The organism is Protofrankia coriariae (assembly GCF_001017755.1).
In the GTDB taxonomy this organism is placed as follows: Bacteria; Actinomycetota; Actinomycetes; order Frankiales; family Frankiaceae; genus Protofrankia; species Protofrankia coriariae.
This window is the reverse complement of the sequence record NZ_JWIO01000038.1, coordinates 33,773-42,684: the sequence shown is the minus strand read 5'-3', so window position 1 is coordinate 42,684 and position 8,912 is coordinate 33,773. Positions and strand designations below refer to the sequence as shown.

Genomic DNA, 8,912 nt, shown 5'->3' with positions numbered 1-8,912 from the left:
TTGCCGGCACCGTTCGGCCCGAGCAGGCCGACGATCTCCCCGGGGGCGAGGGTGAGGTCGAGGGAGTCGACCGCGGTCTTCTCGCCGAACCGGTAGGTCAGCCCTCGGACGTCCAGCGCCGGCGAGTCATCCGGGGCTGGCGTGGACGCGGTCGGTGACACGGAATGATCGATGGACATCCGACCTCCATATCTTTTTCTTTCTACAACTAACTATCCACCCCCGCGGTTGTCGCGTCACCTGTCCCGGTCGAACATCCACCCGAACACCCACAAAAGGCCTGGGCCTCCCGCCTCCGGATGACGGAGGTGGAAGGCCCCAGGTAAACCTCGCGGCAAGAAGACCCCAGCCGGTCAGTGCCCGCCCTCGGGATGCTGCGAGGAGGAGCCGGTCGGCTCCGGCTGGCGTTCCTCCTCCTCGACGAAGAAGCCGCTGACAGCCCGGCCCGCGCGACGCACGAGAGCACCCTTGGCATGCCCATCCCCCGCGGACGGCAGGGCCACCCGGTCGGTCGGCACCCGGGGGTGGTCGGGCACCGGCGGCAGCTTCGGCCGGTGCTCCTCCACGAACTCCCCGTTGGGCAGCTGCTGGATGATCCCGGTCTCGATGCCGTGTTCGGCGATCTCGCGGTCACGTTCCTGCAGGTGGATGCACAGCTTCCTGGTGAGGTAGAAGACGATCGGCGGCAGGACGATGGCGCCGACCCGTCCCGCCCAGGTCATCGCGTTCAGCGAGATGTCGAACGTCTTGGCGATGACGTCGTTGCCACCCGAGATCCACAGCACCAGGTAGAACGTGATGGCGAAGGCGCCGAGGCCGGTGCGGGTGGGCGCCTCGCGCGGACGCTGCAGCAGGTTGTGCGACTCCTTGTCGCCGGTGACCTTCGCCTCGATGAACGGGTACACCGCCAGCAGGGTGAACAGGATGCCGGGCAGGATCAGCGTCGGCCAGAACACCGCCGGGACCGTGTGCCCGAGCCCGCGGAACTCCCACGGCGGGAACAGCCGGGTCGACCCGTCGAGGAAGCCGATGTACCAGTCCGGCTGGGATGCGGAGCTGACGTTCGCCGGGTCGTACGGCCCGAAGGCCCAGATCGGGTTGATCTGGGCGAGGCCCCCGAGCAGGGCGAGCATCGCGAACACCAGCATGAAGAAGCCGCTGGACTTCGCCGCGAAGACCGGGAAGACCCGGTGTCCGACGACGTTGTGCTCGGTCTTGCCCGGACCGGGGAAGTCGGTGTGCTTCTGGTGCCAGAGGATGCCCAGATGGGCGCCGATCAGCGCCAGCAGGATGCCCGGCACCAGCAGGATGTGGACGACGTACAGCCGGGGAATGAAGTTCTCGCCCGGCCACTCACCGTTGAAGACGAGGAAGGACGCCCAGGTGCCGACGACCGGGATCGACTGCGCGATGGACGAGGCGATCCGCAGCCCGGTACCGGAGAGCAGGTCGTCCGGCAGCGAGTAGCCGGCGAAGCCCTCCAGGATGCCCAGCACGAACAGGCCGACACCGATCAGCCAGTTGACCTCGCGGGGCTTGCGGAAGGCACCGGTGAAGAACACCCGCATCAGGTGCACCAGGATGGACGCGACGAACAGCAGCGCGGCCCAGTGGTGGATCTGGCGGAAGACCAGGCCCGCGCGGGTGTCGAAGCTGATCTCCAGGGTCGACGCGTAGGCGCGGCTCATCTCCACGCCCTTGAGCGGCACGTACGAGCCGTCGTAGACGACCTCGGTGTTGCTCGGGTCGAAGAACAGCGTCAGATAGATGCCGGTCAGCACCAGGATGACGAAGCTGTAGAGGGCGATCTCCCCGATCATGAAGGACCAGTGGTCGGGGAACACCTTGTTCAGGTTGCGCCGCAACGCCCCCTGCGTGCCGAACCGTTCGTCGGCCGCCCGGTTGAGCGCGCGGACGGGACCCGGCCTCTTGACCAGGGGTGGCGGTGGGACGGTGGTCATGAGCGCTCCCAGAAGGCGGGACCGATGGGCTCGGTGAAGTCGCCGTCTCGTGCGATGAAATATCCGTCCGCGTCAACGTCGATCGCCAGTTGTGGCAGGGACCGGCTGGCCGGCCCGAAGATCGCTCGGCATCCGTCCAACACATCGAACACGGACTGGTGACAGGGGCAGAGCAGGTGGTGGGTCTGCGCCTCGTAGAGGCTGACCGGGCAGCCCGCGTGAGTGCAGATCTTGGAGTAGGCGACGTGGCCGTCGTAGGCCCAGTTCTCCCGGCCCGGCCGCGGCCGGTTCTCGTCCGGCCCGAGCCGGATCAGGACGGTGGCGCTGTCGGCCTTCTGGTGCAGGGTGAGCTGGGGCTCGTAACGGACCCTGCCGTCGGGCTCGGTGACCGGGACCGCCGGGAACACCGTCTCGATGCCGCCGATGGAGATGTCACCGAGCCTGACCGGGGTGCCCTCCCCGGTGACCAGCCGGGCGCCCTTCACCCAGTGGGTGTGGCCGAGCTGTTTGCCCGGCTTGCGGTTGGTCAGGTTCAGCAGCGGTACCACCAGCAGGGCGCCGAGCACCGTGCCCGCGCCGAGCAGGGTCCGGCGGATCAGCGGCCGGCGGGCCAGCCCGGTGTCGGCGTAGCCGAGGGCGACCGTCTCCTCGGTGGCGGCGATCTCCTCGTCCGCGGACCTGAAGGGGTGCCGCTCCTGGACGGCCTCCTCGTGCGGCATGAGCCGCTTGGCCCAGATGATGATCCCGAACCCGATGCCGCCCACGGCCAGGGCGAGCGCGGCGCCCAGGGCCGGGGTGTAGTACTCCTTGTGCTTGTCACCGACGAAGTTGGTGACAACGAACCCGACCGTCCCGATGATCGAAATCACGAACCAGAACGCGGCCTGCCGCTCGGCCCGGCGTTCGGCCCGGCGGTCGAGCGCCTCGGCGTGGGGATCACGTACACCCACGCCCCGCTCGGGCGGCTCGGCCAGCAGGACCGTCGACCCCGCGCGGGTCGCGTCGGTCTGGTGCTCAGGGGTACCGAGACGCTCGGGACCGTCGTCGTGGCCCTGACTCAGTTCGGGTCCGCCAGCGCTGACGTCGGACCCGGGTGCGGGCTGCCCTGACGGCTTCACCGGGTGCTTGGCCCTGTCGAAGATGCTGCCGCCGCTGTCGTCGGGCGCGCCCGGGCCGGCGTTGTCGTCGTCCTGCTTGCTCATACCTTCTGCCTCGCTCCGATCCACAGGCACACCGCGAGCAGGCCGCCGATTCCGACCAGCCAGGCCAGCAGCCCCTCAGGAACCGGGCCGTACTTACCAAGACCGTGGCCGCCGGCGGCCGGAGCCTCGCTGACGTGCCGGATGTACTTGGCGATCGCGACCGCGTCGGCCTCGTCGACCTGCCCCGGGCCGAACAGGGGCATCGACTCCGGACCGGTCCGCATCGCCTCGATGATCTGAGTCGGGGTGGCGTGGCTGAGGTCCGGCGCGTACTTGCCGTAGGTCAGCGGCGCGCCCGCACCCGCGGCCTGGTGGCACTGGGCGCAGTTGGCCCGGTACAGCTCCCCGCCGTGGGCCAGGTCGGCGTCGTTCCACTCGGCCTCGTCGATGACCGGCTTCCGCGGGCCGCCGCCGAGGCTGTCGATGTAGGCGGCCAGCTGGTCGATCTGCGTCTGACTGTAGATCGGGTCCTTGCGCTTGGCCTGCGCGCCCGGCGCCGCCAGCGGCATCCGCCCGGTGCTGACCTGGAAGTCGACCGCGGCCGACCCGACGCCGATCAGGCTCGGGGCCTGGTTGCCGCCCTGGCCCTGCAGGCCGTGGCAGCTTGAGCAGCCCTGGAGGTAGAGGGCCCGCCCCGCCCGGACGGCCTCGTTGGTCGCCGCGGTGTCCTCGGCCGTCCCACGCGGAGCGAACGCCGTCCACAACACGCCGGTGGCCGCGAGCGCCACCAGCAGGACCACGGCCGAGGAACGCCGACGCCGGCGTACGGATGCGCGGGCAGCGCCCGTAGATGCAGTCATGTCGCTCACTGGCTCACTGGAGGAGGTAGATGGTCGCGTACAGGCCGATCCAGACGACGTCGACGAAGTGCCAGTAGTACGACGTCACGATCGCGGACGTCGCCTTCTCGGGCGTGAACCTGCCGTAGGTCGACCGGGCCAGCACGATCACGAAGGCGACGAGCCCACCGATGACGTGCAGGCCGTGGAAGCCGGTCGTGAGGTAGTACACGGAGCCGTAGGCATGGGACGAGATCGAGAACTCGTTCTCGCGGAAGTACTCCCACGCCTGGCCGCCGACGAACACCAGACCCATGATCAGGGTGATGACGTACCAGCGGCGCAGCCCGTAGACGTCACCGCGCTCGGCGGCGAACACGCCGAGCTGGCAGGTCAGACTGGAGAGCACCAGGATCGTCGTGAAGAAGAGCGCGAAACCGACGTGCAGGTGGACCGGGCCGTACTCGGACCCCGCGGGAACGCCGGTGGTCGGCGGCCAGTTGTCGCTGTCGACCGATCGGATCGTGTAGTACATCGCGAACAGGGCCGCGAAGAACATCAGCTCCGATGACAGCCACACGATCGTTCCGACCGAAACCATCGAGGGACGGTTGGCCGTCGGATGCGGCGGCGGAGCTTTCTCAAGGACGGAGGCGGAGGCCACGTCGGTCATTCTGGCACGCGATCCGTCAGGCGCCACCGTAGGTTCGACATTCGGTAGGACTACGAGCTGTCGAGGGTTCGACCGAACCCCCGTCCGACCCCGATCGGAGTGAGGTGACAGGGCCTGTGACCAGTCCCGGCGCCCTTGCCACGGCAGGCGCGGGAAGCCTGCTCGCATCGTCCGGGCAGGGAGAACTTCCACCGCCACCGACCGTCGGGCGAATGCTGCTGCACATCTCGCCGGAGCCCGGCCCGTTGCTGCTGGTCGCCCTCATGGGCGGGTTGTACCTGTTTGGAGTGAGCAGACTCACAGATCGTGGAGACGCCTGGAGCCGCTGGCGGACGGCCTCCTGGCTGGCCGGCCTGGTGGTGGTCGCCTACGCGCTCGTCGGTGGGATAGCCGCCTACGACACCGCCCTGTTCAGCGCGCACGCCGTCCAGCACATGCTGCTCGGCACGGTCGCGCCCATCCCGCTCGCGCTGGGCGCCCCCGTGACGCTGGCGCTGCGGGCCCTGCCGCTGCGTCCCCGCCGGCTGCTGGTACGGCTGCTGCACAGCCGGGTGGCGCGGGTGGTCACCTTCCCGCTGGTCGGCTTCGCCGCGTTCATCGTGAGCCTCTACGGGCTGTACTTCACCGGCCTGTACGAGGCGTCGATGCGGCACACGGCGCTCCATCTGTTCCTGCACGTGCACTTCCTGGCCGTCGGCTGCCTGTTCTACTGGCCGATCATCGGACTCGACCCGATGCCGGGACGGCTGCCGTACTGGGGACGGCTGCTCCTGCTGTTCGTGACCTTCCCGATGCACGCGCTGTGGGCGCTGGCGATGTTCACCACCAACGAGGTCTTCGCCGCGGACTGGTATGCCGAGCTCGGCCGGACCTGGGGGTCCAGCCCGCTCGGCGACCAGCAGACCGGCGCCGGGCTGATGTGGGCCGCCGGCGAGGTGGTCGGCGCCATGGTGTTCGTCGCGTTGTTCATCCAGTGGTCACGGGCGGACGGCCGGGAGGCCGCCCGCGAGGACCGCCGCCTGGACCGGCTGCTCGACACCGCCGCGAGCCCCGCCCGAGCACGCCCGGGCACACCCGGGCACCCCGCGACCGAGCGGGACGGGGCAGCCGGACGGCCGCGGGAGACGGAACAGAATGCGGATCGGGAGCTCGGGCCCGTTCCGGAGGCGGATCCGGAAGCCGAGCTGCTCGCCCGGGAGGCCGCCTACAACGCCTGGCTCGCCCGGCTCGCCGCGAACGACACCGCCGCCCCACGGCGGCCCGCGACCGTCCGCGACAGGACACCGGGGACGGAGCAGGGCTGACGAGCCAGGCCAGGCAGGCCGACAGGAAGGCCGGGCCGGAGCGCCGGCAGCCGGCTACGTGGCGGACTACCAGCCGCGTAGGCGGTCAGCCGCGTAGCGCGAGGTCCGCGATCAGGGACGTCCTGGTCGTGCCGGTGATCGGTGTCGCCTCGTTGTAGGCGGGATGGTCGACCACCAGCTCGACCGGCACGGCCGGATCCCGGAAGGCGTCCCGGGTGTCGTCGTTGAGGAGGAACCGCAGCATGTGCACGGACACGGTCTGGCTCGGGACGTCCGGGTCCTCGTCGGGGCCGAGAATCTCCTCGGCCGGCACCGGTACGCCGCCGATCTCCAGCCGGATGCTGCGCTGCACGCCGGCCAGCCGCTCCAGCTCCGCGCGCACGGCGTCCAGGACGTCAAGCTCGATGAACAGGGTGGCGGTCAGCGTGTGGCTGGAGGGCAGCAGGCGGGAATAGATGTCGATCTCGTGGGCGACCTCCGAGGGATCGCGCAGCCGTTCGGTGTAAACCATCTCCTGCACCTGGTAGCGCAGGGTCTGCTCGTTCTCGAACTCGAACAGGAGCATGTCGCCGACCCGGATTCGGCGCTCCGCCCTCACCGGCAGGATGCGGGCGCGCAGGCTCGGCCGTTGGGCGGAGTAGACCTCGGGGTCGGTGATGATGTCGGCGACACTGAGCGCCATCGTTGGGACTCCCTGACGATCATCGAAGGCATGGGCGGCGCGCCGGATGTTACGCCGACATCCGCCAGATCATGAAGCGGCCGGGATGCCGTCCGCCGGGCACACGCCGACAACGTCACGCGCCGACAACGTGTAGTGGCCGGGGCGGACGCGACCTGTGCGTCCACCCCGGCCAGCTACCTTCTCGGCGGCAGGCGGCTCCGCCCTGGTGACAGCCCGAAGCGGTACGGCCTGCCGGAGTTATTCCGCCGCGACTGTGTCCAGCGTGTCCAGGGCCTTCTGGAAGCGGCCGGCGTGGGTCTTCTCGGCCCGCGCGAGGGTGGCGAACCAGTCGGCGATCTCCTCGAAACCCTCCTCACGGGCGGTCTTGGCGAAGCCCGGGTACATCGCGGTGAACTCGTAGGTCTCCCCCGCCACGGCGCTGGCAAGGTTCTTGGCGGTGTCACCGATCGGGCTCCCCGTCGCCGGGTCGCCGACCTTGGCGAGGAAGTCCAGGTGGCCGAAAGCGTGACCGGTCTCACCCTCGGCGGTGTCGCGGAAGAGCGAGCTGACATCGGTCAGGCCCTCGATGTCCGCCACCCGGGCGAAGTAGAGGTAGCGGCGGTTCGCCTGGCTCTCGCCGGCGAACGCCTCCTTGAGGTTGTCGTGCGTCTTCGTGCCGTCAAGCTTGGACATACATGCTCCTTCTTTCGGCTGCGGTCACCTCTGGTGACCTTCTTCAAGTGCGGTCACCTCTGGTGCGAGGCGACGTCCTTGGGGTGCGGCCGTCCAGGATGGTGACGACCGCTCGGATGAGTGGCTCGCGGCGGCGCGGGAAACCTCGAGTGGGACACCGGCCGCGCGACAGCCGCTGGTGTTCAGGGCTTCCGGTGATCAACCACCCGGTCGACAGGACGGACACAGGCCGCGCAACTGCAGGTCGTAGCCTGTGATCGCGAAGCCGGTGCTGTGCGCGAGCTCGTCGACCATCATCTCCACCGGGCTCGGCAGATCGATGTCCACGGCTTGTCCACAGCGGTCACAGACCAGATGGTCGTGACGGCTGGTGTTCCCGTCGTAGCGGGCGGCCGTACCGTTGCCGAGGCTGAGCTCGAGGGCCTGTCCGGCCTGGACGAGCAGCCCCAGAGACCGGTAGACGGTGGCAGCGCCGATACCTGGCGCGACTTCTCGGACGCGATCGTAGACCTCGGCCGCTGTCGGATGGTTGTGGGCAGTCTGAAGCACCTCCAGCACCGCGCGGCGCTGGGGGGTGAGACGGAGAGCCTGCTGACCGTCCATGTCACATCCGATGTTGTCACGTCCGATGCCGTTGGTAGACGCGCCCCGCCCTGGCCAACCGTCCGCAATTATCTTGTGACGTTTGGTCATGGCTGGCCGCGACTGACTTTGCTGCGCTCGACACCCTTGAGAACGAGTCTCATTCTCTACCAGAGGACGGCGGTCCCGCAAACCCGCCGCGCCCGGCCTGGCGGACCAGGCGATGACACATCGGCATCTCCCCTGCGTGTCCCGCACAGCTCCCGGTGCCGCGACCGTGGGCGTCACCTGTCAGCACGATCGGATACCCTGCGGGCGGGTCCCTCACCATGGGCACACATCACGCCATGGGCGCACACCCACCATGGGCGCACACTGCCGCGGTCGCGGTGTGTGGCTCCTCGACGCTCCCATCGGGCGCCATCCTGCCAACGGCCGCTTCGAGTGAAAGGCCTGCGGTCGCATGAGTACCGTTCTCGTGTACGCGGACAAGCCCGAAGTCCGGGAGCAGGTGAAGCTCGCCATCGGCCCGCTTCCCGACCGCGAACTCGGCATCCTGGAGTTCCTGGACGCCGCGGACGGCCCGTCCGTGATCGACGCGGTCGACCACGGGGAAGCCGACATCTGCGTCCTGGACGCCGAGGCCGCCCCCAGCGGGGGTATGGGCCTGTCCCGGCAGATCAAGAACGAGATCCCCAACCCCCCGCCCACCGTCCTGCTGGTCGCCCGCCGGGACGACCGCTGGCTGGCGAGCTGGTCGCTGGCGGACGCGGTGGTCGCTCACCCGGTCGACCCCGCCGAGCTCACCGAGGTCGTCGTCACGCTGCTGCGCCGCCGGCACGCGCCGGCGCCCCGCGCGCAGTCCTCCCCCGCTCACTGACACGCCCCTTCCCTGCTGACGGCAGTGCCCTGGGGCCAAGGCGCCCAACGCCCGGCCACAGCCCCACCCGGCGCGCCGGCCCGGCCGGTGCGCCAGCCCGGTCGGGCTACCCGCGATCCGTCCGAGAAACAGTCCGCGCGGTACCCGGATGGCCGGACGGCACGAACAGCTCGG

9 protein-coding genes are annotated in these 8,912 nt (G+C 69.5%); 2 read left to right on the top strand and 7 right to left on the bottom strand.

Annotation, left to right across the window (positions count from 1 at the left end; genetic code table 11):
• Positions 1–353: 353 nt before the first annotated feature.
• From qcrB to ctaE, 4 genes are read right to left on the bottom strand one after another with little or no spacing between them, the layout of a single operon-like run.
• Positions 354–1,961 (bottom strand): cytochrome bc1 complex cytochrome b subunit, encoded by a 1,608-nt coding sequence (gene qcrB, locus FrCorBMG51_RS19305; protein WP_047224455.1) that lies wholly within the window; start codon positions 1,959–1,961, stop codon positions 354–356.
• Positions 1,958–3,163 carry a cytochrome bc1 complex Rieske iron-sulfur subunit gene (qcrA, locus tag FrCorBMG51_RS19300; RefSeq protein WP_047224454.1) on the bottom strand — a complete coding sequence of 402 codons (1,206 nt, stop codon included), beginning with the start codon at positions 3,161–3,163 and terminating at the stop codon, positions 1,958–1,960. The genes qcrB and qcrA overlap by 4 nt, the downstream gene beginning before the upstream one ends.
• Entirely contained in the window at positions 3,160–3,963 is an 804-nt protein-coding gene (gene qcrC / locus FrCorBMG51_RS19295; RefSeq protein WP_047224462.1) for a cytochrome bc1 complex diheme cytochrome c subunit, read from the bottom strand. The genes qcrA and qcrC overlap by 4 nt, the downstream gene beginning before the upstream one ends.
• A 13-nt stretch (positions 3,964–3,976) precedes the next feature.
• A complete protein-coding gene (gene ctaE, locus FrCorBMG51_RS19290; RefSeq protein WP_013874384.1) occupies positions 3,977–4,615 on the bottom strand; it encodes an aa3-type cytochrome oxidase subunit III in 639 nt (212 codons plus the stop codon).
• A 116-nt stretch (positions 4,616–4,731) separates the two neighbouring features.
• Between ctaE and FrCorBMG51_RS19285 the strand changes: the two genes are divergently transcribed.
• Positions 4,732–5,919: a cytochrome c oxidase assembly protein gene (locus FrCorBMG51_RS19285; protein WP_047224453.1), complete on the top strand. Its 1,188-nt coding sequence runs from the start codon at positions 4,732–4,734 to the stop codon at positions 5,917–5,919.
• A gap of 85 nt (positions 5,920–6,004) precedes the next feature.
• Here FrCorBMG51_RS19285 and FrCorBMG51_RS19280 read toward each other — a convergent pair whose 3' ends face one another.
• The 3 genes from FrCorBMG51_RS19280 to FrCorBMG51_RS19270 form a co-directional block, all read right to left on the bottom strand.
• The gene (locus FrCorBMG51_RS19280) at positions 6,005–6,601 is read right to left on the bottom strand and encodes a DUF3501 family protein (protein WP_013874386.1); all 597 of its coding nucleotides are present in this window, start codon (positions 6,599–6,601) and stop codon (positions 6,005–6,007) included.
• Between the two features lie 240 nt (positions 6,602–6,841).
• On the bottom strand, positions 6,842–7,276 hold the full coding sequence (locus FrCorBMG51_RS19275; RefSeq protein WP_013874387.1) for a rubrerythrin family protein: 435 nt from the start codon (positions 7,274–7,276) through the stop codon (positions 6,842–6,844).
• A gap of 198 nt (positions 7,277–7,474) precedes the next feature.
• Positions 7,475–7,879: a Fur family transcriptional regulator gene (locus tag FrCorBMG51_RS19270; RefSeq protein ID WP_043603786.1), complete on the bottom strand. Its 405-nt coding sequence runs from the start codon at positions 7,877–7,879 to the stop codon at positions 7,475–7,477.
• A gap of 442 nt (positions 7,880–8,321) precedes the next feature.
• Here FrCorBMG51_RS19270 and FrCorBMG51_RS19265 point away from each other — a divergent pair, with 442 nt between their 5' ends.
• Positions 8,322–8,738, top strand: a complete 417-nt coding sequence (locus tag FrCorBMG51_RS19265; RefSeq protein WP_047224452.1) for a response regulator transcription factor — start codon at positions 8,322–8,324, stop codon at positions 8,736–8,738.
• Positions 8,739–8,912: the final 174 nt, after the last annotated feature.

Bases quoted from the DNA above. Each gene is read 5' to 3' on its own strand.
- qcrB (WP_047224455.1), bottom strand. From the start codon at position 1,961: ATGACCACCGTCCCACCGCCACCCCTGGTCAAGAGGCCGGGTCCCGTC.
- qcrA (WP_047224454.1), bottom strand. From the start codon at position 3,163: ATGAGCAAGCAGGACGACGACAACGCCGGCCCGGGCGCGCCCGACGAC.
- qcrC (WP_047224462.1), bottom strand. From the start codon at position 3,963: ATGACTGCATCTACGGGCGCTGCCCGCGCATCCGTACGCCGGCGTCGG.
- ctaE (WP_013874384.1), bottom strand. From the start codon at position 4,615: ATGACCGACGTGGCCTCCGCCTCCGTCCTTGAGAAAGCTCCGCCGCCG.
- FrCorBMG51_RS19280 (WP_013874386.1), bottom strand. From the start codon at position 6,601: ATGGCGCTCAGTGTCGCCGACATCATCACCGACCCCGAGGTCTACTCC.
- FrCorBMG51_RS19275 (WP_013874387.1), bottom strand. From the start codon at position 7,276: ATGTCCAAGCTTGACGGCACGAAGACGCACGACAACCTCAAGGAGGCG.
- FrCorBMG51_RS19270 (WP_043603786.1), bottom strand. From the start codon at position 7,879: ATGGACGGTCAGCAGGCTCTCCGTCTCACCCCCCAGCGCCGCGCGGTG.
- FrCorBMG51_RS19265 (WP_047224452.1), top strand. From the start codon at position 8,322: ATGAGTACCGTTCTCGTGTACGCGGACAAGCCCGAAGTCCGGGAGCAG.